The 24,303-nt window shown below is 32.1% G+C and carries 25 protein-coding genes; 15 read left to right on the top strand and 10 right to left on the bottom strand.

The window, feature by feature from the left end; all coding sequences use genetic code 11:
- Positions 1–45: 45 nt before the first annotated feature.
- The 5 genes from P6733_RS09350 to P6733_RS09330 form a co-directional block, all read right to left on the bottom strand.
- Complete coding sequence (locus P6733_RS09350; protein ID WP_306352596.1) at positions 46–489, bottom strand: hypothetical protein; 444 nt, start codon at positions 487–489, stop codon at positions 46–48.
- Positions 490–525: 36 nt separating this feature from the next.
- Complete coding sequence (locus P6733_RS09345; protein ID WP_306352595.1) at positions 526–1,236, bottom strand: YqjF family protein; 711 nt, start codon at positions 1,234–1,236, stop codon at positions 526–528.
- An 84-nt stretch (positions 1,237–1,320) separates the two neighbouring features.
- On the bottom strand, positions 1,321–3,312 hold the full coding sequence (locus tag P6733_RS09340) for a S9 family peptidase (protein ID WP_306352594.1): 1,992 nt from the start codon (positions 3,310–3,312) through the stop codon (positions 1,321–1,323).
- Positions 3,313–3,450: 138 nt separating this feature from the next.
- Positions 3,451–4,629: an AIR synthase related protein gene (locus P6733_RS09335; protein ID WP_306352593.1), complete on the bottom strand. Its 1,179-nt coding sequence runs from the start codon at positions 4,627–4,629 to the stop codon at positions 3,451–3,453.
- A gap of 83 nt (positions 4,630–4,712) precedes the next feature.
- Positions 4,713–6,899 (bottom strand): glutamine synthetase III family protein, encoded by a 2,187-nt coding sequence (locus tag P6733_RS09330; protein WP_306352592.1) that lies wholly within the window; start codon positions 6,897–6,899, stop codon positions 4,713–4,715.
- Positions 6,900–7,243: 344 nt separating this feature from the next.
- Here P6733_RS09330 and P6733_RS09325 point away from each other — a divergent pair, with 344 nt between their 5' ends.
- Positions 7,244–7,483: a hypothetical protein gene (locus P6733_RS09325; RefSeq protein ID WP_306352591.1), complete on the top strand. Its 240-nt coding sequence runs from the start codon at positions 7,244–7,246 to the stop codon at positions 7,481–7,483.
- Positions 7,484–7,550: 67 nt separating this feature from the next.
- Here the strand turns inward: P6733_RS09325 and P6733_RS09320 are convergent, their stop codons facing one another.
- The gene (locus P6733_RS09320) at positions 7,551–8,135 is read right to left on the bottom strand and encodes an NUDIX hydrolase (RefSeq protein WP_306352590.1); all 585 of its coding nucleotides are present in this window, start codon (positions 8,133–8,135) and stop codon (positions 7,551–7,553) included.
- A 7-nt stretch (positions 8,136–8,142) separates the two neighbouring features.
- Here P6733_RS09320 and pyrE point away from each other — a divergent pair, with 7 nt between their 5' ends.
- The 3 genes from pyrE (at position 8,143) to P6733_RS09305 (ending at position 9,686) form a co-directional block, all read left to right on the top strand.
- Positions 8,143–8,790: an orotate phosphoribosyltransferase gene (gene pyrE / locus P6733_RS09315; RefSeq protein ID WP_306352589.1), complete on the top strand. Its 648-nt coding sequence runs from the start codon at positions 8,143–8,145 to the stop codon at positions 8,788–8,790.
- Between the two features lie 11 nt (positions 8,791–8,801).
- Complete coding sequence (locus P6733_RS09310) at positions 8,802–9,194, top strand: STK_08120 family protein (RefSeq protein ID WP_306352588.1); 393 nt, start codon at positions 8,802–8,804, stop codon at positions 9,192–9,194.
- Positions 9,195–9,266: 72 nt separating this feature from the next.
- Positions 9,267–9,686 (top strand): hypothetical protein, encoded by a 420-nt coding sequence (locus tag P6733_RS09305; protein ID WP_306352587.1) that lies wholly within the window; start codon positions 9,267–9,269, stop codon positions 9,684–9,686.
- On the opposite strand, the gene P6733_RS09300 is transcribed toward P6733_RS09305, so the two are convergent.
- Positions 9,683–10,414, bottom strand: a complete 732-nt coding sequence (locus tag P6733_RS09300; protein WP_306352586.1) for a biotin--[acetyl-CoA-carboxylase] ligase — start codon at positions 10,412–10,414, stop codon at positions 9,683–9,685. The genes P6733_RS09305 and P6733_RS09300 overlap by 4 nt on opposite strands.
- 94 nt (positions 10,415–10,508) lie before the next feature.
- On the opposite strand from P6733_RS09300, the gene rsfS reads away from it, so the two are divergent.
- The 9 genes from rsfS (at position 10,509) to P6733_RS09255 (ending at position 17,810) form a co-directional block, all read left to right on the top strand.
- Positions 10,509–10,880: a ribosome silencing factor gene (gene rsfS, locus P6733_RS09295; protein WP_306352585.1), complete on the top strand. Its 372-nt coding sequence runs from the start codon at positions 10,509–10,511 to the stop codon at positions 10,878–10,880.
- Between the two features lie 11 nt (positions 10,881–10,891).
- Positions 10,892–12,826 carry an ATP-dependent zinc metalloprotease FtsH gene (gene ftsH / locus P6733_RS09290; RefSeq protein WP_306352584.1) on the top strand — a complete coding sequence of 645 codons (1,935 nt, stop codon included), beginning with the start codon at positions 10,892–10,894 and terminating at the stop codon, positions 12,824–12,826.
- 110 nt (positions 12,827–12,936) lie between these two features.
- Entirely contained in the window at positions 12,937–13,539 is a 603-nt protein-coding gene (locus P6733_RS09285) for an LUD domain-containing protein (RefSeq protein ID WP_306352583.1), read from the top strand.
- A 1-nt stretch (position 13,540) separates the two neighbouring features.
- Positions 13,541–14,347 carry a phosphatidate cytidylyltransferase gene (locus P6733_RS09280; RefSeq protein WP_306352582.1) on the top strand — a complete coding sequence of 269 codons (807 nt, stop codon included), beginning with the start codon at positions 13,541–13,543 and terminating at the stop codon, positions 14,345–14,347.
- Positions 14,337–14,990, top strand: coding sequence for a phosphatidylserine decarboxylase family protein (locus P6733_RS09275; RefSeq protein ID WP_306352581.1), 654 nt, complete (start codon positions 14,337–14,339; stop codon positions 14,988–14,990). The genes P6733_RS09280 and P6733_RS09275 overlap by 11 nt, the downstream gene beginning before the upstream one ends.
- Positions 14,991–15,260: an acyl-CoA-binding protein gene (locus tag P6733_RS09270; protein ID WP_306352580.1), complete on the top strand. Its 270-nt coding sequence runs from the start codon at positions 14,991–14,993 to the stop codon at positions 15,258–15,260.
- A gap of 12 nt (positions 15,261–15,272) precedes the next feature.
- Entirely contained in the window at positions 15,273–16,049 is a 777-nt protein-coding gene (locus tag P6733_RS09265; RefSeq protein WP_306352579.1) for a superoxide dismutase, read from the top strand.
- A gap of 111 nt (positions 16,050–16,160) precedes the next feature.
- Positions 16,161–17,210, top strand: a complete 1,050-nt coding sequence (locus P6733_RS09260) for a hypothetical protein (protein ID WP_306352578.1) — start codon at positions 16,161–16,163, stop codon at positions 17,208–17,210.
- A 60-nt stretch (positions 17,211–17,270) separates the two neighbouring features.
- The gene (locus P6733_RS09255; RefSeq protein ID WP_306352577.1) at positions 17,271–17,810 is read left to right on the top strand and encodes a GNAT family N-acetyltransferase; all 540 of its coding nucleotides are present in this window, start codon (positions 17,271–17,273) and stop codon (positions 17,808–17,810) included.
- 111 nt (positions 17,811–17,921) lie between these two features.
- Here P6733_RS09255 and P6733_RS09250 read toward each other — a convergent pair whose 3' ends face one another.
- Positions 17,922–20,558, bottom strand: coding sequence for a valine--tRNA ligase (locus tag P6733_RS09250; protein WP_306352576.1), 2,637 nt, complete (start codon positions 20,556–20,558; stop codon positions 17,922–17,924).
- A gap of 161 nt (positions 20,559–20,719) precedes the next feature.
- Here P6733_RS09250 and P6733_RS09245 point away from each other — a divergent pair, with 161 nt between their 5' ends.
- Complete coding sequence (locus P6733_RS09245) at positions 20,720–21,148, top strand: DUF1573 domain-containing protein (RefSeq protein WP_306352575.1); 429 nt, start codon at positions 20,720–20,722, stop codon at positions 21,146–21,148.
- Between the two features lie 48 nt (positions 21,149–21,196).
- Here the strand turns inward: P6733_RS09245 and P6733_RS09240 are convergent, their stop codons facing one another.
- The gene (locus tag P6733_RS09240; RefSeq protein ID WP_306352574.1) at positions 21,197–22,528 is read right to left on the bottom strand and encodes a PDZ domain-containing protein; all 1,332 of its coding nucleotides are present in this window, start codon (positions 22,526–22,528) and stop codon (positions 21,197–21,199) included.
- A gap of 130 nt (positions 22,529–22,658) precedes the next feature.
- Here P6733_RS09240 and P6733_RS09235 point away from each other — a divergent pair, with 130 nt between their 5' ends.
- Positions 22,659–23,849: a pyridoxal phosphate-dependent aminotransferase gene (locus tag P6733_RS09235; protein ID WP_306352573.1), complete on the top strand. Its 1,191-nt coding sequence runs from the start codon at positions 22,659–22,661 to the stop codon at positions 23,847–23,849.
- A 128-nt stretch (positions 23,850–23,977) separates the two neighbouring features.
- On the opposite strand, the gene P6733_RS09230 is transcribed toward P6733_RS09235, so the two are convergent.
- Positions 23,978–24,303: T9SS type B sorting domain-containing protein (locus tag P6733_RS09230; RefSeq protein WP_306352572.1), on the bottom strand; the 326-nt coding region annotated here is incomplete at its 5' end.

The following is a 24,303-nucleotide window of genomic DNA, read 5'->3' as shown; positions in this document are numbered from 1 at the left end:
GGGTTTAACTAGCGTTAAACCCTTTTTTATTTGTGTTTTTTTGAATTATTTTTTGGCTTTAAATTTCCAGTCAAATTCATCTTTATCATTGATTGTAGCTCCAATTTCAAATTTTACTACTTCTTCAAATTCAGTTTGTAGAATCATCCAGTTACTTTCGTTGAAATAGTTTTCGAATGTATCAAATCCTTCTTTATCCCACGTTGCAATTCCTTTTGCTTTCAATTCTCCTTCTACTTCATTGATTTTTCTTCCAATGATTTTCTTATCAAATAATTCTAATGCTGGATTTGAACATACTAAATATCCTAATTTAAAACCTTCTTCTTTATAGAATGTCAATCTTAGTTTCAGTTTGTTGTATTGTACAATAGTATTCTCATCTTCATCTTTGTATTCGCGATCTGGTTTACCATAAATTGCCGTTACATCATTCTGTTTCATACCAAAAATCAATTGGTCAATTCCGTGTTTAGGATTTATTTTCATATGTATAGATGTTAATTCTTATTCTCTTTTTTATATTTAAAATGATCTTCCTTGTCGTACCACAATCTCAGAACCTTCTACTAAAAATACTGATTTTGGCTTTTCATCTTTCAAAAACTCAAATTCTTTTCCGTATATTTTTGCAAAGTCTACTTTTACTTCTGAACTTTTTGCTGGATATATCTGCCATCTTGGGTGCTCAACTTCATACTCAGAAGTCTTATTGGCACTGATGCGGGCATAGCCCCAATAGTGTTCCGTAATAAACTCTTCTTCGGTTCCAGAATGAATGTCTACTAATTTATTTTCTGCTTCTACTTTTAAAGTATTCCATTCTCCTTTTTTCCATCCATAGGTTACCGCAATCGAATCGGATTCAACTTCCCAATTATGGTACATCGGCATGGTTTCATAATTCTCTTTATATAATGTATTCGCTACAAAAGTTAAACTGGCTTTTGGCACTATTTCTTTGATAAAAACCACTCCTCTTTTTACAACCCCATCTTCAATATAACGAACATAAAACCTCAAATTTACTTCTTCAAAGTTTACATGAAATGGCACTCGAATTCCTAAAACTTTTGTGTCAACAAACATAAATCCTATTAAACTCACATAGCATTTTCCCTCCCATTCATCTATTTCGGTATTTGCAGGAACATATTTTTGTAGAATACTCTTATCAACAACATAATTGATCATCGCTAATTTTCGCCATTCTGCTTTTAAAAAAGTTCTTTTCATTATTATTTGAATTAGAGTTCACAAAATTACAATTAAAAAAATCCGCTATAAAGCGGATTTCTTTTTATTTATTTTTTGTTTGATTTATTTTGTTTTCAAATGTTGACTAAAGAATCCCATCATTGTTTTATACAAATCAATTCGGTTATCTTCATGATGGAAACCATGTCCTTCATTGTATTTTACCATATAAGGTACATCAACACCTCTTTTTCTCAATCCTGATACCATTTGATCTGATTCATCAATATTCACACGAGGATCATTTGCTCCTTGTACTATAAATAATGGTTTTGTAATCTTATCAATATTTAAAGCGGGAGAAACTTGTTCCATTATTTTTTTCTCTTCTGCATTCGTTGGATCGTACCATTGTTCATATACCTGAGCCACGAATGGTTTCCAATATGGTGGGAACGTATTCATAAACGTAAATAGATTAGAAACTCCTACATAGTCAACTCCACATTTATATAAATCTGGCGTTTTCACTAAGCTTCCTAATGTTGCTAATCCACCATAACTACCACCATAGATCGCTACGTTATCTTTATCTACTAATCCCATATCAACCACATATTGTACTCCATCTTCTAAGTCATTTAGCATTTTTCTACCGATTTGTTTCGCTCCTGCTAAAAAGAATTCTTTTCCATATCCTCCAGAACCTCTGTAGTTAATTTGTAGTGTTGCATATCCTCTACTTGCAAACAATTGTGTTTCTGGATTAAAGCCCCAATTATCTCTTGGCCCGTAAGGTCCTCCATGTGGATTCACAATCAAAGGCACTTTTTTATTTTTGATGTTATTCGGAATCGTTAAGTATCCATGTAAAATCAATCCATCTCTGCTCTTGAACTGAATCGGTCTCATCTCTGCCATATCCTTCTCATTAAGATCTGGCATTAAGTCTAGCATTTTTGTTACTTTATCTGATTTAATATCGTATACATAGTATGCGCCATATAATTTATCGCTGTATACATAAATTAAGAACTTATCTTCATTTTCAGTATAATCTGAAATAGCATAAGAATTTTGACCAAACGTAGCTTTTAATTTTTTATCAATCTTTTTATACAATGTACTAATAGGAACCATAACTCCTTTTTCTCCTGCATAAGAATAGCTATCTATTTCATAATTTCTTTTTCGAGCTAAACGTATTCCTGAAACATCATAGGTTTTATCCTCAAATAGAACTTCCAAAACCTTATGTTCTTTTAAGTCATAACGTTGAATCTGTTTTTTATCCGAATTCAAATTACTAACTACATAGGCTTCATTTGGATTTTTTGAATTGTAATTGAAGTTTGCAATCCCAAAACTATTTTTCCAATTTGTTTTCTCTACCAATTCAAATGGGCTGTCTTTCGATGTTCTGTATAACAAATGGTATTCATTCCCATTCACTTGTCTTGTGATTGCTTTTAAATTGCCATCTTTATCAAAGTCATATCCCATGATCGGTGATGAATTATCTTTATTCTCGTATAATTTCACCAAGTCACCTGTAACGATATTAAGCTTATATGGTTCAAATACTTCTGGATTATCTTTATTCATCTGAATAATGATGTAATCTTTCTGTTCTTTTAACTCTTCTATTACATCCACTTTTACGTTCTCAAAAGGAGTCAATGCTTTTTCATTCGTCCCATCGATGTTCACGGCATAAATCATGTAATTTTCATTACCTCCTTTATCTTTCGTGTATATCAAACGATCGTTATTTGCCCACCAGTAACTACGTACTAATTCATCCGTTTCAATAATAGCCTTTTTTATTTCATTGGTTGCTATATTTTTAATATAGACATGGCTTTTTCCTTTATCATCCTTTTCTCTATATGAAAAATATTTACCATCTGGAGAAAATCCAAAGGCCGTAACTTTTGGTTTTTTGAAATAACTTTCTACAGAGTATTTAAATTGTCCTTTTTCAGCAGCAGCTAATTTTGCTAAAGTTTCTTTGGATGATACTAATTCTGGATTTCCAGGTAATTTTTTCGTTTCTTGTGCCTTTACCGAAATACTCGCTAACACTACAATTAATAGTAAATTGATCCTATTCATAGAAGTAAATTATTAAGAATTAAACATTTATAGAATATTCATTTTACTATAAGTAGTCAATTTATTCAATTCGTTACAAAAAAATTTCGCTTTTTTTATTCCAAAAAAAAATCCGCTATGAAAGCGGATGATTTTTATTTAATATTCAAATGTGCCATATTCACTTTGAATTGTCAGTTTTTTATGATCTGAAGCTTCAACTCTACCAACGATTTGAGCCTCTACGTTAAATGATTTTGAAATCTCAATAATATCTTGTGCAATTGCTTCTGGAACATACAATTCCATACGGTGACCACAATTAAATACTTGGTACATTTCTTTCCAATCTGTCTCCGATTGTTCTTGAATTAGTTTAAACAATGGTGGAACTGGAAATAAATTATCTTTAATTATATATAGGTTTTCAACAAAGTGCAATACTTTAGTTTGAGCACCACCACTACAGTGTACCATACCATGTATTTCGTTTGGCGTATATTTCTCTAGTATTTTTTTAATAATTGGTGCATACGTTCTTGTTGGTGATAAAACCAATTTTCCCGCATCAATCGGGCTACCTTCTACTGTATCTGTTAATGCTACTTTTCCAGAATAAACTAATTCTTCTGGTACGCTTGAATCAAAACTTTCCGGGTATTTATTTGCTAATGCATGTGCGAAAACATCATGTCGTGCAGAGGTTAATCCATTACTCCCCATTCCTCCATTGTATCCTTTTTCATAGGAAGCTTGTCCAAACGAAGCCAATCCTACAATTACATCACCCGCTTTAATGTTGGCATTATTAACTACATCTTTGCGTTTCATGCGAGCCGTTACAGTAGAGTCAACAATAATCGTACGAACTAAATCTCCTACATCTGCTGTTTCTCCTCCCGTAGAATGAATAACCACACCAAAAGATTTTAATTCTTCAATAAGTTCTTCTGTTCCATTAATTATTGCCGAAAGGACTTCTGATGGAATTAAATTTTTATTTCTTCCAATAGTAGAGGATAACAAAATATTATTTGTCGCTCCGACACACAGTAAATCATCAATATTCATGATTAATGCATCTTGAGCAATTCCTTTCCATACCGAAAGATCTCCTGTTTCTTTCCAATACATATAAGCCAATGACGATTTTGTACCTGCACCATCTGCATGCATAATGATACAATATTCTTCATCTTGGGTTAAATAATCAGGAATGATTTTACAAAAAGCTTGAGGGAATAAACCTTTATCTATATTTTTAATGGCGTTGTGTACGTCCTCTTTGGATGCCGAAACACCTCTCAAATTATAACGTTTGCTGGTATCAGAACTCATGAATAGTATAGTATGTGTTGTTGTTTTGCAAATGTAATCATAAAAAAAAATCCCCGATAATTATCGGGGCTCTTTTTGATTTATTATTTTGTGAATAATAATTCTCTATATTTTGTCAATGTCCATAATTCATCATCCACTAATAATTCTAATTTATCACAGTGGTAACGGATTACTTCAAAGAAAGGAATTACTTTTTCGCAATAAGCCAATGCCATTTCTTCTGCATTTTCAATCTCATTTGCTTTTTTACGTTCTTCCGTCATTTCTTCGACTTTCGAATTGATCATCGCAATGTGATTTGACACTTCTCGAATTAGAACGATTTGTTCTTTTCCAATGGATTCAAATTCTTTTCCGAAAATTTCTTTCAATCCTTTTACATTTTCAATCAATGTATTTTGGTAACGAATTGCTGTTGGAATTACATGATTTCTAGCGATATCACCTAATACACGTCCTTCGATTTGAATTTTCTTAGTGTATTCTTCCAATTCAATTTCGTAACGCGCTTCTACTTCCACATGATTCATTACATTCATTTCTTGGAATAATGCAATTGCTTCTTTAGAAACTTTTGCTTTCAATGCTCTTGGAGTTGTTTTGAAGTTACTCAAACCTCTCTTCTCAGCTTCTTTTTCCCAAGCCTCACTATAACCATCTCCTTCAAATAAGATTTTTTTAGAATTTTTAATATATTCTCTCAATACATTAAAAATTGCATCGTCTTTTTTCATGTCTTGTCCTTCAATCAAGGCATCAACTTCATTTTTGAAATCTTTCAATTGCTTAGCAACAATCGTATTCAAAGTTGTCATTGCATTGGCACAGTTTGCTGTAGATCCTACTGCTCTAAATTCAAATTTATTTCCTGTGAAAGCAAATGGTGAAGTTCTATTTCTATCTGTATTATCCAACAGTACATCTGGAATTTTACCAACTACATTCAATTTTAGATCTGTTTTTTCTTCTGGAGATAATTTTCCATCTGAAACACTTTCTAACCCTTCTAATACTCTTGTTAATTGTTGACCAATGAACACAGAGATAATTGCTGGCGGCGCTTCATTTGCTCCTAAACGGTGATCATTACTTGCTGTTGCAATTGCTGCTCTTAATAAAGCTTCATTATCATTAACTGCTTTGATTGAATTAATAAAAAATGTTAAGAACTGAAGATTACTCATTGGTGTTTTCCCAGGACTTAATAGATTAACTCCTGTATCTGTAGCCAATGACCAGTTATTATGTTTTCCTGATCCATTTACTCCTTTGAATGGTTTCTCATGGAATAACACTTTAAAATCATGACGTTCTCCTACTTTTTGCATTACATCCATTAACAATGAGTTATGGTCTACTGCTAAGTTCGTTTCTTCAAAGATTGGCGCTAACTCAAATTGGTTTGGTGCTACTTCATTATGACGTGTTTTTACTGGAATACCCAATAACATACATTCTGTTTCCAAATCTCTCATATAATTTAATACACGAGTAGGGATAGATCCAAAATAATGATCGTCTAATTGTTGTCCTTTTGCAGAAGTATGTCCTAATAACGTACGTCCTGTTATTAAAATATCAGGTCTTGATGCTGCAAGAGCTGTATCGATCAAAAAGTATTCTTGCTCCCATCCTAGGGTAGCAGTTACTTTCTTTACATTTTTATCAAAATATTTAGCTACTGCTGTTGCAGCAGTATCGATTGCCGTTAAGGCTCTTAATAAAGGGGTTTTATAATCTAATGCTTCGCCTGTATACGATACGAATACAGTTGGGATACATAAAGTTGTACCAAAGATAAATGCTGGAGACGTTGGATCCCAAGCTGTATATCCTCTTGCTTCAAATGTATTTCTGATTCCTCCATTCGGAAAACTTGATGCATCAGGCTCTTGTTGTACTAATTGCCCTCCTCCAAACTTTTCTACTGGATCTCCATCAAATTGAGTTTCAAAGAAAGCATCATGCTTCTCTGCAGTTGTTCCAGTTAAAGGTTGAAACCAGTGTGTATAATGAGTAACTCCTTTTGACAAGGCCCACTCTTTCATCCCCATAGCAATATAGTCGGCTAACTTTCTATCTATTTTAGCACCATGTTGTACTGCATCTTTTACTGCCTGATAGGCCTCTGGTGTCAAAAACTGACGCATAGAACTATCGTTAAAAACATTGGTTCCAAAAATTGAGGAACGTCTTTCCAATTCATCAACTTTAACAGGTTTTCTACCTGCCGCAGCTTTTAATGCTTCAAAGCGTAATGTTGCCATAAAATAAAATAGATTTAGTTATACCCTTATTAATTTAGGGCAAATATACATATTTTATCAATTCACAATATCATACCCCCTATTTTTTTAGGGTTAAAAATAATATTTTATAAAAACAAAACATAGACCCATTATAAAAAAGGCCTTTCATTAAACAATTATCTTTTAATTAATTACAAAATACAACCTTCAAAATACGGCAGGATGGAAATTGTGTAACATATAGATTAGATGTTGTAAGACAAAAAACCATCTGTATCACGAACTTTGTAATGTAATCAATCGAGAATACTTTCTTTATTGATTCTAGAAAGAAATATAATAACCAATAATACCATTGACTTATGAAAAATAAAAAATTAGTAGTAGGGATTGCAGCTGGTGTTGCAGCCTTAGCAGTAGTAGGATTAATTGTTGCTTCAAAAAACGGAAAATTGGATTGTAACAAACTAGCTAAGAAAGCTGGCGATTTCAGCGACAAATTCAAAAGTAAATTGGGAGATTTACAAAAAAAAGCCAAAAGAGAATTTAAACATGTATTAAGCGAGGGAGAAACTGCTATTGAAAAAGTAAAGAATAATTAACATCCTCGATCAAAAAGATTGCTATAAAAAAGACCTTGGTACTCCCAAGGTCTTTTTTATTATAGTATTATTCAAATAGTAGTTTTATATTTTCATAAGAATTTTTTAAGGCTTCTTTTACTTCTTCCGGATTTTTCCATTCTACTTTTTCAATTCCTTCTTCTAATTGCCCCATCGGGATTCCTTCAAATCGGGATTCCATCTCAAACCAATGTGTGATCTTCAATTTATACTTTCCATTCCTTTTAAATATATGGTAAGTCTTTTGTAACTTTTTGGTGATTTTTAATTTATTCACCCCTGTTTCTTCTTCTACTTCTCGTAGCGCTGTTTCTTCAATTTCTTCTCCTTTTTCAATCCCTCCTTTGGGTAAATCCCATTTTCCATTTCTAAAAATGAATAATACTTCTCCTTTTTGATTATAAACTAATCCTCCACCAGCTTTGTTTACTGGAATTTTAGCTTTTAGGGTTTTTAAAATTTCTTTTTCATCTGGATGATATAAATAAGCTTTATCAATTTTATTTTGAAACATTTTAATAATAACTTGCTTAATATCAATACTATCTAACAGAAACAATTGAAAATCTGTCTCTTTAAATATTTCATTTGTTAGAAAAAGTGGTTTGTCGTTCACAAAAACTTTATACATTTGTACTATGATTTTTAATATAGATACTGCCAAAAAAACAGCCGAATTGCTTTTACAAATAAACGCAATTAAATTAAATCCAAAAAATCCTTTTACATGGGCTTCTGGATGGAAATCTCCTATATACTGCGACAATAGGATAACTCTCTCATTTCCACCTATTAGAAATTACATCCGTGACGAATTTTCCAAAAACATTGAAAAACAATTTGGAAAACCAGACGTTATTGCAGGTGTAGCAACAGGTGCAATTGGTATTGGAATTTTAGTAGCAGAATCAATGGGACTACCTTTTGTATATGTTAGACCAGAGCCTAAAAAGCATGGTAGACAGAATCAAATTGAAGGTTTTTTACAAAAAGGACAAAGTGTTGTCGTAATTGAAGATTTAATCAGTACTGGAAACAGTAGCCTTATGGCTGTTGAAGCTTTAAGAGAAGCTGGTGCCAACATTAAAGGAATGGCCGCTATATTCACCTATGGCTTCGACATTTCAAAAGACAATTTCAAGAAAGCTAACATTGACTTATTCACTTTAAGTAATTATGAAACGCTTTTAGAACAAGCTGTAGTAAAAAAATATATCACCGAAGAAGAACAAACAACATTACAAGAGTGGAGCCTTAGTCCTTCAACTTGGGATGTTGTTGTATAAAAACATAAAAAATGAATTTAGAAAGCCCAAAAGTACAAGTAGAAAAGTCTGCTGAATATTTATTCAATGCTTTATCTGATGTAAAAAACTTTGAAAAATTAATGCCTGAGAATATTTCAAAATTTGAAGTAACTGGTGAGGAATCATTTATTTTCGGATTGAAAGGAATGCCAGAAATTAAATTAAAAATGAAGGATAAAACACCACACTCCAAAATCATTCTTGGAGCCGCTAGTGATAAACTTCCTTTTACTTTAACTGGTGATATTACCTCTATCTCTGAGAACAATAGTGAAGTACAACTTCATTTTGAAGGCGAGTTCAATGCTATGATGGCCATGATGATTAAAGGACCAATAAGTAAGTTTATAGAAACGCTTGCTAATAACATGCACAAATTATAAAACGAATTACATATTTATAGAATCTTTAAAGCCTTTTAATCCCAGATTAAAAGGCTTTTATCTTAAAAAAAAATGACAAAATATTTTCTCTCTTTACTTTTAGTCATCAGCCTATATTCTTGCAATAAGAATACCGTTGACCCTACCCCACAAACACCAATATCGACAGCAATTACCCAAGAAACATTTGAGTCTTTTTACAACAAATTTCACAAAGACAGTTTATTTCAAATGTCTCGTATCAAATTCCCGCTACAAGGTAAACTTTATGATCATGGGGAAGAAGTTGAGTGGAAAAAAGAAAATTGGAGTTTATTCATCCATTCCCTTGAAGAAGTAGACACTACTCAATACAAAATTAGCAGGGAAATAACTCCTCAAATCATTACTGAAAAAGTATGGATTCAGGACTCCGGATTTTTTAGCGAAATGAAATACGAATACCTCAATAACGAATGGTTTTTAACCTATTACAACGAAATAAATAACTAATACAACATTTGTATTTCTTTAATTTCAAATTGTTGAATTCTATCATCCTCCATCAAAATCTCCAATCGTCCGTTTTTATGTACTCCTTGAATAATACCCATAAATTGGATACCATCTTTGTATTGAAAAGGCATTGGAATTCCTTTTCGAAAAAGCTTGTTATTGTATTTCTGCCATAATGTATCACAATCATTATTCATAAGCTGTGTCACATTGTTTTTCACACAAACAACAATCTTATACAACAACTCTTCTTTATCAAATTCCTTTGATTGTACAACAGATAAAGAGGTTGCCTTCGGTAAATCTTGAAAATTCACTTGATTTACATTCAATCCAATTCCGATAATAGAATAAATTTCTCGGTCACTCTTCATTAAATTCTCTATCAGTATGCCACCTAGCTTTTTTGTATCTGACAGAATGTCGTTTGGCCATTTTATTGATAATTTAGGAATATTATAAAATTCCAACGCCTCAATTACCCCTAAAGCAACTGCTATATTCAAGTTAAAAACAGCATTTAAATCCAACAACAAATCTCTAACTAAGATACTCATTGTTAAGTTTTTACCCGCTTCAACAGCCCATTTTGAGCCCATCTGACCTTTACCATTAGTTTGGTTTTCAGCTGAAACAATTGTATAATTTTCCACGATTTGATGCCCTATTAAACGTTTCAGATAGTCATTCGTAGAATCTATGGCATCGAGTTTGATTAATTCCATGTATAAATTTATAGTGATATTGCTTTAATCTTAATATAAGGCTCAAAAATAAAAACAAAAAATGGTAACTTTGCGAAAATATATAAAATAGTAAATGGCGAAAAAGAACATAAACAATGATGATTTATTAGCAAACATCATAAAAGGTATAGAAGAAGTAAAAGGTAATGATATTGACATCCTTGATTTAAGAGCAATCGACAACACTGTTTGTGATTATTTCGTAATCTGTAACGGTAACTCAAATACACAAGTTAACGCTATTGTTAACTCCATCCAAAAAGTTGTTTCAAAAGAACTTAAAGACAAACCATGGCACGTTGAAGGAACCGATAATGCAGAATGGGTTCTAATGGACTATGTAAACATTGTAGTACACGTTTTCCAAAAACACATTAGAGAATATTACAATATTGAAAGTCTTTGGGGTGATGCAAAAATCACTACTATTGAAAACAAATACTAAAAAGAAAATTCATGGCTAAAGATAAAAATCCAACTCCCAACAAACTAAAGATAAGTCCTTGGTGGATCTATGGTGGAGTAATTGTACTTTTTTTGCTCATCAATATTTTTACTGGCGGATCTAGATGGCAAGAACCGAATAAAACCACATTATCTAAATTCTACCAGTATTTAGATAGTAGCCAAGTTGATAAAGTTATTGTCAACAACAAATCTACTGCTGAAGTATTCCTAAAAGAGAGTGCTTTAAACAGTAAAACACATGAAAAAGTTCCTAAAAAAGATTTTTTAGGAAAAGAAAACAAAGGTCCTCATTATGTACTTGAAATTGGTAATGATGAGATTTTCCAAAATAAACTGGACGAAGCAAACAAAGAAGGAAAATTAAATTCCTACGAGGTTCAATCTTCTAGTAATTGGGGAGATATATTCCTTAATTTCTTACCGATTATTGTAATCATTGGGGTATGGATTTTCCTTATGAGAAGAATGTCTGGTGGTGGCGCAGGTGGCGGTGGCGGTCAAATATTCAACATCGGAAAATCGAAAGCGAAATTATTTGATGAAAAAACGGATATCAAGATCACATTCAAAGATGTAGCAGGATTAGAAGGGGCAAAAGAAGAAGTGCAAGAGATTGTTGAATTCTTAAAAAACCCTGAAAAATATACTAATTTAGGTGGTAAAATCCCTAAAGGAGCTTTACTTGTTGGCCCTCCAGGTACTGGTAAGACATTACTAGCCAAAGCTGTTGCTGGTGAAGCTAAAGTTCCATTTTTCTCTTTATCAGGTTCAGATTTCGTGGAAATGTTTGTAGGTGTTGGTGCTTCACGTGTTCGTGATTTATTCAAACAAGCTAAAGAAAAATCTCCAGCGATTATCTTCATCGATGAAATTGATGCCGTAGGTAGAGCAAGAGGAAAAAACAATATGTCAGGTTCTAATGATGAGCGCGAAAACACATTAAACCAATTACTAACCGAAATGGATGGTTTTGGAACTAATTCTAATGTAATCGTTCTTGCGGCAACCAACAGAGCAGATGTATTAGATAAAGCTTTAATGCGTGCTGGTCGTTTTGACAGACAAATCTATGTAGACCTTCCAGACATCCGTGAACGTAAAGAAATTTTTGAAGTTCATTTAGCTCCATTGAAAAAAGCTGAAGCATTGGATACTGATTTCTTAGCAAAACAAACTCCTGGTTTTTCTGGAGCTGATATTGCAAATGTATGTAACGAAGCTGCTTTAATTGCCGCTAGAAAAGATAAAACAGCAGTTGATAAACAAGATTTCCTTGATGCAGTAGATCGTATCGTAGGAGGTCTAGAAAAGAAAAACAAGATTATCACAGCAGATGAGAAAAAAGCAATTGCTATTCACGAAGCTGGACATGCAACTGTAAGCTGGATGCTTGAGCATGCTGCTCCACTTGTAAAAGTAACAATCGTTCCTAGAGGTCAAAGCTTAGGTGCTGCATGGTATTTACCTGAAGAAAGACAAATCGTTAGACCAGAACAAATGCTTGACGAAATGTGTGCTACTATGGGTGGTAGAGCTGCTGAAAAAGTAGAATTCAACCGTATTTCCACAGGAGCTTTAAGCGATCTTGAAAAAGTAACAAAACAAGCTAGAGCAATGGTTACAATCTACGGTTTGAATGAAAAACTAGGCAACGTAACGTATTACGATTCTTCAGGGCAAAGTGAATATAATTTCTCTAAACCATATTCTGAAGAAACAGCTAAGGTAATCGATCAAGAGATCTCGATTTTAATCGAATCACAATATCAGAGAGCAATTAAAATACTCGAAGAAAACAAAGACAAACTGAATCAATTGGCTAACATTTTGATTGAAAGAGAAGTTATTTTCAAAGACGATTTGGAAAATATTTTCGGAAAAAGACCTTTCGACAAAAATTTACAAGAGGAAACTTCTCTTTAATAGCTTTTTTTTTACTTTTTGAGAGAAAATCTTAATTCAATAGTAGTATTGAATTAAGATTTTTTTATCTTTGATTATTTCCAACACGAAAAATAAGGATTTTATAACATATGAATCTTTTTAAAAAACTTTTTGGCAATAGTAATGAATCGGAAAACGAGGATAAAGGCAATGACTTTAACCCATTTTTACCAGATTCTACCATACCTATTGACGAACAATTCACTTATAATTTCAAGAAAAATGGTGGTAAATTCCTTTACTGCGAGAATATCAATGAAGTTCACGATCAATTTTTAAATATCTTAGAAGAAAATGACTGGTTTGAATGCGAAGCAATGTGCTATGAGCCTTCATTACATACATTTTTAGACGATAATAAACTTACTTACATAAACACAAAAGATCCTAAATTTCTTTTTGCTTCTTGCGAAAATCTTATTGCAGAAGAAGGGGCAGTACTTTTTTCCTCTAATCAAATCAAACAGAACAAACCAAACGAACTGCCGTTGAATATAATTATATTCGCAACGACTAGTCAAATTGTTGGAAGTAAGAGTGATGGACTTCGAGAAATTAAAAAGAGATACGACAAAAATTACCCTACGAACATTACGACTATAAAATATTTTGAAAAAGCAAAAGATGAAGACTTTTTGCACTATGGAAGTATTGCAAAAAACCTATATTTGTTGCTTTTAGAAGATTTGTAACATGCGCGAAACAATTACAAGATCAATTTCTGGTCTTATTTATATCCTTTTACTATTATCGGCTATATCCTATTCAAGAGAGACATTCCTCCTGCTCTTCGGTGCTTTTTTATTAATTGCCGTTTATGAATTCTGCGCTATGATACAACTTAACAAAACTGTTCCGTTAATCATTGCTGCTATTGCCTATTTCCTTTTAGGTTATTTTACCTCTGCTTATCCCCATAACGATCTTATACTGGCTTTAGTTACGCTTTTCATCTCAATACGCCTGATTATCTTTTTATTCAATGAAAAACGATTGATATATGATGTAACTTCCAAATATGTAACTTTACTAGGCTACATCATATTGCCGATGATTATTATTACAAAAATTCCAATGCAACAGGGTATCTATAACCCACAAATTATTATTGGTATTTTTATTTTAATCTGGACAAATGATACTTTTGCTTACATCGTAGGGAAATCTATTGGAAAAACTAAACTATTAGAAAAAATATCGCCTAAAAAAACGATTGAAGGTTTTATTGGAGGTGTTATTTTTGCATTAATTTTCAGCATTTTAATTGCTAAATATATTACACATCAACCCATTCATATCTGGATTATTTCTGCTTTAATTATTGGTGTTTTTGGAACAATTGGTGATTTAATTGAATCCAAATTCAAGAGAATTGCCGGTATAAAAGACAGTGGAAAGATAATGCCTGGGCATGGAGGTATTTTAGATCGATTAGATAGTGTTATATTTGTAGCACCATTCGTATTTTTGTTTTATCAAATTATAAATTATGTTTCATAAAGAAGGAGCCAAGATTATTTTAATTGCATTAGCTATTAGTGTAGCTGTAATTTTATTAACAGATGTATACGTTGATCTTTTTTGGTTAAAAAAGGGAATTCAAATACTTACTTTAGTGTTTTTAATTTTAATTCTCCAATTTTTCAGAAATCCAAAAAGACATCTTGATGCTACTGACAGCCAAATCGTCGCTCCTGTTGATGGTAAAGTTGTGGTAATTGAAGAAGTATACGAAGGAGAATATTTTAAAGAAAAAAGACTTCAGGTTTCAATATTCATGTCGCCTATCAATGTTCACGTAACTCGATATGCCCTTAACGGTATAGTACGATTCAGTAAATACCACGCTGGTAAATATTTGGTTGCATGGCACCCTAAAGCAAGTGAAGAGAATGAAAGAACAACTGTTGTAATCGAAAACCCTGTTTTTGGAGAAGTATTATACCGTCAGATTGCTGGTGCTTTAGCACGAAGAATTGTAAACTATGCACAAGTAGGAATGCAGGTTGAACAAGGTACAGATGCTGGTTTTATTAAATTTGGTTCAAGAGTAGATTTATTTTTACCTTTAGGAACAGAAGTTAACGTAAAATTGAATGACAAAGTAATTGGCGCAAAAACAATTATAGCTTTAAAATCTTAAATGTCAGAAAAAAGTTTAGATATTGAATTCCAAGAAGCCTATGAAAAAGCTTCTAATATGACAGAACAATTACCTCAGGATGTCATGTTGCGTATTTATGCTTATTATAAACAGGCGACCTATGGCACATTGGCAAAGCAACCTGCTAATTTTGATTTAAGAGATGCTTTTAAAATTAATGCCTGGATACAAATTAGTCATATGTCAACAGATGAAGCGAAAAGGCTTTATATAGAGACGATAAACTCATTGCTTAATAATAAACCTTAAATATATAATTGTATGAAAAAAAGTGCTTTAATTCTTGCAAGCTTATTATTAGTTGTAAGTATTCAGTCTTGTAATAACAAAGATAAAAAATTAGAAGAAGTTGTTGAAGTTCCAGTAACGAAGGAAGAAAAACCTACAATGGGTAATCCTGCTGACGTTAAGGCGGATGAAGGTCCTTTCCAAATGGTTCCTTTACCTTATGCATATGATGCATTAGAGCCATCGATAGATGCTAAAACTATGGAAATTCATTATTCTAAACATCACGTTGGTTATACAAACAATTTGAACAAAGCAATTGTTGGTACTCCTTTGGAAAAACAAACAATTGATGAAATCTTAACCAAATTAGATCTAGAGAATAAAGCGGTTAGAAATAATGCTGGTGGATATTACAACCATAACCTATACTGGGAAATCATGGGTCCTAAAGCTGGTGGTGAACCAACAGGCGCATTAGCAGAAGCAATCACTAAAGATTTCGGTTCATTTGCTAATTTCAAAACACAATTAACTGAAGCTGCAACAAAACAATTTGGTTCTGGATGGGCTTGGTTAGTTGTTGATAAAACTGGGAAATTAGTTGTCGGAAGTACTGCAAATCAAGATAACCCATTAATGCCAAACATGGGTATTTCTGGAGCTCCAATTTTAGCATTGGATGTTTGGGAACATGCTTATTACTTAAATTATCAAAACAAAAGACCTGATTACATCAATGCTTTCTTTAATGTAATTAATTGGAATGCTGTTGCAAAAAGATACGAAGCTGCTTTAGTAAAAAAATAGTCTTCACTTCAATATATTAAAAATCCGCTTCATGCGGATTTTTTTTTGGAATACATTGTTTCTTTCAAAAATTAATGCAACATTTGGAAACCAAAAAACAAAAATATATTCATGAAGAAAATTACACTTATACTTTTCATCCAATGCCTAATTATATCGTGTTCAAAAAAAGAAAATATAAAAAAAGGAGAGGATTGGAAATTTTATGAACTTAATGGGGATGTAAAATCTATTACTACAAAAACATACATTCTGAATCAGAATGATACTACTAAGAAGACTATAGAAACAAACTTGGAACAATCATTCGATAAAAACAGTAATTTAATTCTGGAAAGAACATGGTTGAATACAGGAAAGTTAGTTGATGAAAAATCATTTTTCAACAGAAATCAAGTTATTCGCCACCAACAGTTTTTCTCTGAAACATCAACGCTAAGTACTACCTACAAATGGGATTCATTAGCTAACAATATTGAATCACGACAAGTTGACCAAACGGGAAAACAACTTCATAAAGTAGCTCAATCATTTAATAAAAAAATGATGAAGGAGAAAAAGACCTATCATTTTGACGATCTTGCAAAGGATAAGGTTGGTTATATTTATGATAAAAAAGGAAATTTAATTGAAGAAGATTTTTATTTGAATATGAAAGCGATTCAATATAAAACTCTATTTCAGTATGATGAAAGTAATCATAAAATTGGCGAAACTAGACTAGACAAAGACAATCTAATCACGTATAAAGCCAGTTATAAATATGTTGATGATCAATTAACGGAAACCAATTATTTTGACAGTAAAGGCTTCCTACAATACAAACAGCTCAACAAATACTATGAAAAGAATTTAACTGCTGTAGAGACTTCGGATCTAGCTTTAAAGGAGAATACTATTGATTTATATGAATACAATGATGAAAAGCAAAAAACATCGTATACTCATATCCTAAACGGGACTGTTACAGATCGCTATACATATCAATATGATAAAAACAATAACCTCATAGCAATGAATCGCAATGACGGTAGTGAACAAAATTTAAAAGAGTATACTTATAAGTACAATTATGATAAAAAAGGAAACTGGACTAAAAAAGTAGCTTTTGAAAACAACATTCCTATTTCTTCAACAGAACGTAAAATTCAATATTTCTAATAATAAACTTATTTTGAACAAGATTTAAAGGCTTGTTTAAAAAGCTGTTATAAACATAAAATGGATAACCTAAAAATAAATAGTGAAAGATTAATTTTAAGATCTATAATAGAAGCGGATCTTGAACAAGTACACCTCTTACATTCTATGGAGGAAATAGATAAATTTAATACTTTGGGTATTCCTGAAAGTGTAGAAGAAACCAAGTCTATTCTTGAAAATTGGATTACTGAAAACAATAAGGAAAACACACAACATTTTACTTTTGCAATAGAATTAAAAACTGATAATCAATTTATTGGAATCATTGGAATCAGTATTGGAAAGGTAAAATATAAAAATGCAGAAGTTTGGTTTAAATTTGATCCTAAATTCTGGAATAAAGGTTACGCAACTGAAGCATTAAACGAAATTTTAAGCTTTGGTTTTACTAATTTAAAACTTCATCGAATTGAAGCTGGTTGTGCTGTAGGAAATATTGGTTCAATGAAAGTCCTAGAAAAGGTTGGAATGCTTAGAGAAGCTCATACAAGAGAACTTTTACCTCTAAAATCTGGATGGTCTGATAATTATGGTTATGCAAAATTATCAACCGATTAAAAACAATATAATCCTGAGGTTTACAACTTTTACAAACTGCAAAAAATTAATGTTTTTAATATAAAAAAGGCTATCCAAATGGACAGCCTTTTTATTTATATGTGATTCAAGTTACGCTTTCAAACCTGCTAAACTTTGTTCTATCGTTGTAATTTTCGCTAAAGCATCTGCTTCTTTTTGTCTTTCCATACCTACTACTTTTTCAGGAGCACTACCTACAAATTTCTCATTTGATAATTTCGCTTGGACTGATTTCAAAAAGCCTTTTGTATACTTTAACTCTTCCGTAAGTTTCGCTATTTCTTCTTCAATGTCAATTGCACCTGTAATAGGAATAAAATACTCATTTGATTTTATTCTAAATGAAAGAGCCTCATTTACCTTTTCATTAATATATTCTAATGATGTAATATTACCCAATTTAGTGATTACTGAATCAAAATAAGTCGTTGTATTTTCATTATTGATTACTTTCAACTCAATTGTATCTTTGAATGGGATATTCTTTTCTTTACGAATAGTTCTAATCCCTGAAACAACCTCTGTAAGCATCTCAAAATCTGAAATCACAGTTTCATTCACCGTAGTCAAAACAGGCCATTTTGAGATGATTAAAGCCTCTTCTGGCGTACGTTCAGCAATATGGTGCCAAATTTCTTCTGTTAAGAATGGCATGAATGGGTGTAATAACTTCAAATTACTTTCTAATAATTCAATAGTCTGATTAAAAGTCACCTGATCAATTGGCGCCTGATATGCTGGTTTTATAATTTCTAGATACCAAGAACAGAAATCATCCCAAACTAACTTATAGATCGCCATTAATGCATCTGAAATTCTATATTTTTCAAAATGATCTTCAATTTCAATCAAAGTCTTTTGCAACTTCGATTCAAACCATTCTACTGCTACTTTTGAAGACTCTGGTTGTGGGATTGTATCACTTACCTCCCAACCTTTAATCAATCTAAAAGCATTCCATATTTTATTAGAAAATGCTTTTCCCTGACTACATAATTCCTCATCGAACATGATATCATTTCCTGCAGAAGCACTTAGCAATAATCCAACACGAACACCATCTGCACCAAAATCATCAATCAAATCCAATGGATCTGGTGAATTACCTAATGATTTTGACATTTTACGACGTTGTTTATCACGAACTAACCCCGTTAAATAAACATTTGTAAACGGTTTTTTACCTGTATATTCATATCCTGCAATAATCATTCTTGCTACCCAGAAAAACAAAATATCTGGACCTGTAACTAAATCATTCGTAGGATAATAGTATTTAAAATCTTCACTTTCTGGATCCATTACTCCTCCAAAAACACTCATTGGCCATAACCAAGCAGAGAACCATGTATCTAATGCATCTGAATCTTGTCTTAAATCATTGATTGTAAAAATCTGATTTCCTGTTTTTTCCTTTACTAAAGCTAGAGCCTCTTCTTTACTTTCAGCTACAACAAAATCTTCATTTCCATCACCATAGAAGTATGCAGGAATTTGTTGTCCCCACCATAATTGACGAGAAATGTTCCAATCTCTAATATTTTCTAACCAATGACGGTAAGTATTATCAAATTTCTTAGGATATAGTTTAATTTCATCATCTTCCAATACTGCTTTAATCGCTGGCTTAACTAATTCTTCCATTTTCAGGAACCATTGATCTGATAAACGCGGCTCAATTACAGCTTTTGTTCTTTCAGACAACCCTACTTTATGCGGATGATTTTCTGTTTTAACTAAATTTCCTAGACTTTCTAATTCTTCTGTAATTTCTTTACGAACAACGAATCGGTCTTTTCCTTGATAATGCATTCCGAAAGAATTCAACGTTGCATCATCATTGAAGATATCAATAATCTCTAAATTATGTTTTTCTCCTAAAACTTTATCATTTACATCATGAGCAGGGGTTACTTTTAAACATCCTGTTCCAAATTCCATATCAACATATTCATCTTCAATAATTGGAATTACTCTACCCGCAATAGGTACAATAGCTTTCTTTCCTTTCAGATGTGTATAACGTTCATCATTTGGATTTATACAAATTGCTGTATCCCCAAGAATTGATTCTGGTCTTGTTGTTGCAATTACGACAAACTCTTCACTATCTTCTATTTTATATTTTAAATAAAATAGTTTTCCTTGTTGTTCTTCATAAATTACTTCTTCATCCGATAAAGTTGTTTTTGCTTCAGGATCCCAATTCACCATTCTATGGCCTCTATAGATCATCCCTTTTTTATACAAATCAACAAATACCTTAATTACGGAAGCAGACATTTCAGGATCCATTGTAAATTTAGTACGCTCCCAATCACAGGAAGCTCCTAATTTTTTCAATTGGTCTAATATAACCCCCCCGTACTTATGAGTCCATTCCCAAGCATGCTCTAAGAATTCTTCACGAGTAATGTCATTTTTATTAATTCCTTCTGCTTTAAGTTTTGCTACTACTTTTGCTTCTGTAGCAATCGAAGCATGATCCGTTCCAGGTACCCAACATGCATTGAATCCTTTTAAACGTGCTCTTCTAATCAAGACATCCTGAATCGTGTTATTCAACATATGTCCCATATGCAAAACTCCTGTGACGTTTGGTGGAGGGATAACAATTGAATACGGTGTTCTATGGTCAGGTTCTGAATGAAAATAGTTATTTTTCATCCAGTAATCGTACCATTTTTTTTCTACAGATTTGGCGTCAAATTGTGAAGGTATAATCATAAGGAACTCGTTATTTTATAACCAATTATAATCTTGGTCTGATTTTTGTTTTTTAATGAAAAGCAAAAGTACTTATTAAGTAGATAATAAAAAAGAGAATTAAAAATTTGTACTTTGATTAAAACTAAGTAAATTTACGAAACAATTAAAAAACTATTAAAATGAAAAAATTATTAGGTTTATTGGCAGCTGTAATAATTAGTGGATCGGCTTATGCACAATCTGGTGCTAAAATTGAATTTAAAGCAGACACTATAGATTACGGAACTGTTACTAAAGAAGATGACAATGGCGTAAGAGTATTCGAATTCACTAACATTGGTGATGCACCATTGATTATTACTAATGTTCAATCATCTTGTGGTTGTACTGTGCCTTCAAAACCAAAAGATCCGATTATGCCAGGGAAAACAGGGAAGATTGAAGTAAAATATAACATGAATCCAGGCCCTATCAGAAAAACATTGACTGTAGAATCTAATGCAGTAAATTTTGAAGGTGGTAGAGTTCCTTTAAAAATTAAAGGAAATGTTGTAGCAAAAGAAGAAACTAATGTTCTTGAAAAGAAAAAAGCTTTGCCTAGTTCTTAACTTGAATAGAAATAAAGTAAAAATGGCTTCCAATTGGAAGCCATTTTTTTATAGTATATTTTTCAAATAAAACTGAAATTTCATCATCACCCCATTTCTTTCAATTTCAACGTAAATTGACTTCCCTTCTTCGGAATGTAATAGCGCATTAATATCTTGTAACGAATATTTATAAGCTCTTTTACCATTAATTTTCACCAGTCGATCTCCTTCAACTAATCCTGAAAGATCTCCTGGAGAGCCTTTTCTCACGCTCGAAATTACATATACTGGTTTTAAAGCAAACTTATATTTAAACTCTTCCAATGCTACATCAAAAACTACATCGCTTTTATTTCTGTCCTCAGCTCTTGTCACCTTCAGTGTTTCTTCTTTAATCCACTCTACTCCCGCGTGCTGTAATTCAATCCCACTCATATTATAACTAAAGGGTGCATCAAAATTTCTATTTTTTCTATAATATAAAGTATGTTCATTATAATCAAAAACAACTGAAAATCTTTTAAGAACTTCACCTCCTAATGAACCATTTCTAGCCTCTACTCTACTCACATTTTTGATTGAAATTGAATCTGGAAAAGCAACTGTCGGATTGTTTAATATTTCTTCTCCAAAGAAAAGTTTTTGCATCCTTGCCCTCTTCCCGCGAATGTCTCCACTAAAACCAATACCTAGAAAATCTTCGAAATATTCTTGTGGAACTGTAATATTTTTATCGTCTTCCGTGAATAACCATATCGCATCAGAACTTCCAGTATCTATGAGTAACTTTACAGGAATCTTATTTGAATTCAACTCAATATCAAGCTTCACGTAAGGCTTTTGTTCTTCTATTGAAATCGGTATAGTACTGTACTTCCTCAAAATCTTCTTTTTAATTTTATCTAAAGATTTATATACAATAACTTTTTTTCGAGCATAATCAATCTCGACTATTGCATTTTTAAAAAAACTGTGTCCAATAATTCCATTAATCGCTATTCCTAAATGAGAGGAAAAACCAATGCTACCATCAGGAATAATATACAGCATATGATTATAATCTACCAAACCATCAATAATCATTCTATTATTCCCTGATTTTAATGCTTCAATTGGCTCACCTCCACCAAGACCCGTCAATCTTATTTTTTGTAGATTATGAAAATTTACTGTTTCATTTTCATTCAAACTAAACACAACTGTTTTATCAACCCCAGTATCCAAAATAAACTGCAATTTCACCCCATTGATAACCACTGGAATAATAATTAAATTATTAAGCGATTGAAAAGGAATGACCACCTTGCTTTTCGTTGTTTCCCATTCAAACGCGGGTTGAGCGAAAGTGGCATTTTCCAATATTCCACATATCAGCAAAAAACAAAAACAGTATTTCATATAGGTCTCTTTATTATAAAGTTAATAAAAATACATTCACAAAATTTACTTTTTGATAATTAATAAGCATGATTTTATAGGCTATTTATTTAAAAAAAAATCGCAAATTTGTGTTTCAAAAAATTCAACTATGCCTACGATTTCAAACAAAGGAAAACAAATGCCTGAGTCACCAATTCGAAAATTGGTACCTTATGCAGAAATTGCTAAAAAGAAAGGGAATAAAGTATATCATCTGAATATCGGTCAACCGGATATTAAGACTCCTGAAGTTGCATTAAATGCGGTAAAAAATGCTAATCTTACCATCTTGGAATACAGTCATTCCGCAGGTTTTGAAAGCTATAGAAATAAATTAGCTCAATTTTACAAAAAACAAGGTTTACCGATCAATACAGAAGATATTATCATTACAACTGGTGGTTCTGAAGCATTACTTTTTGCTATGGGCAGTACAATGGATCAGGGTGATGAAATTATTATACCAGAGCCATTCTATGCAAATTACAATGGTTTCTCTACAGCTTCTGGTGTGACTGTGGTTCCTGTTATCTCTACAATCGATACTGGTTTTGCTCTACCTCCAATTGATGCTTTCGAGAAATTAATTACTCCAAAAACAAAAGCTATTTTAATTTGTAATCCTGGTAATCCAACAGGATATTTATATTCAAAAGAAGAAATCATGCAATTGGCTGAAATCGTCAAGAAACACGATCTTTTCCTTATTGCTGATGAAGTATACCGCGAGTTTACTTATGATGGAGACAAACATTATTCAATTATGAATATTCCTGGTTTAGAGGAAAATGCAATAATGATTGATTCTGTCTCTAAACGTTATAGTATGTGTGGAGCAAGAATTGGTTGCATTGTTTCAAAAAACAAAGACCTAATGGCGACAGCAATGAAATTTGCACAAGCCCGTTTAAGTCCTCCTACATTTGCTCAAATTGCAAGTGAAGCAGCTTTAGATACTCCACAAATATATTTTGATGAAGTAATTAGCGAATACAAAGAGCGTAGAGATATTTTAATTGCTGAACTAAACAAAATCGAAGGTGTAAAAGTTGCTACACCAAAGGGTGCTTTCTATTGTATTGCACAACTTCCAGTTGACAATGCTGATAAATTTGCACAGTGGCTTCTAGAGACCTTTGATCATAACTCAGAAACTGTTATGGTAGCTCCAGCTGCAGGATTTTATTCCACTCCAGGTGTTGGTTTAAATGAAGTTAGAATTGCTTATGTATTAAAGAAAGAAGATTTAATTCGCTCTGTACAAATATTAAAAGAAGCATTGAAAGTATATAATAAATAAATTTCAATCTTTATTATAAAATAGAAAAGCCGTGAAAAAATAATTTCACGGCTTTTTTTATTATTAAAATAAATGAATTCATAAAAAAAGGCTGTCATAAATGACAGCCTTTTTTCTTTTATTAAATACTAACGTTTTAATGAGAAGTGAGCTTTAAACTCTTTTGTTCCTCCATCTTCTTCATAGGTCACTGTGAACCAGTAATCCGTAGACATTAGTTGTTGTCCGTTATAGGTTCCGTCCCATCCTATTCCTGCTGGACTTATTTGTTTTATTAATTTACCATATCGATCGAAGATATAGATCTTAGCCCCCGGTTGAGAAGCCAATCCTATAATATTCCAAGTATCGTGATAACCGTCTGCATTTGGTGTAAAATAATGTGGATAATTGATTGCCATAGCTTTAATTATCGTTGGCTGACATCCATTCTCATCAATAATTGTGATAGTAT

Origin of the sequence: Flavobacterium aerium, from assembly GCF_030766725.1 — a bacterium.
Classification (GTDB): Bacteria; Bacteroidota; Bacteroidia; order Flavobacteriales; family Flavobacteriaceae; genus Flavobacterium; species Flavobacterium aerium.
This window is presented reverse-complemented; position numbering and strand designations above follow the sequence as displayed.